Below are 439 nucleotides of genomic sequence, written 5' to 3' on the forward strand. Positions count from 1 at the left end.
GTCTAACGGCTCGTAGTACGAGTCGAACGAGACGGGCTCCTGGGTCGTCATGGCCCGGTGGTACTCGTCGTGGAACTCCGTGTCGGCGGATCCGGGGATCGAGTCCCAGAGGTGGCACCCCTCGACCGATCCCGTCGGGCCGACCGCGTCGTCGCTCATCGCGGCTCGGAGGATCCGACGCCCTTCCTCGTTCGCGTACGTGACCGTCCAGCCCGAGTCGAGGGCGAAAAACCCGTCTGCCATCCGATCGAGGACCGTTTGGAGGTCCTGATCGGAGGTCGATCCACGCGCCGGGTCGGACATGCGAGCGGGTACGCGGCGCGGCGGTTTAGGTGCCCTGGATTCGCGGAGGGGAACCGGCTCGCAGACGGCGCTCCCTGCCGACGCGCGACGGGCCTCGCTCGACGAGCGGGGCCGTTTCGCGCCGAACGTCCCCGGT

At 69.2% G+C, this 439-nt stretch carries 1 protein-coding gene; it reads right to left on the reverse strand.

Annotated features, from left to right (window positions below):
* Positions 1 to 303, reverse strand: a 303-nt coding sequence (locus tag EXE44_RS18250; protein ID WP_158293509.1) for a PAS domain-containing protein, incomplete at its 3' end; no start/stop codon positions are given.
* Positions 304 to 439: the final 136 nt, after the last annotated feature.

Source organism: Halorubrum sp. SS7, assembly GCF_005435055.1.
Classification (GTDB): domain Archaea; phylum Halobacteriota; class Halobacteria; order Halobacteriales; family Haloferacaceae; genus Halorubrum; species Halorubrum salinarum.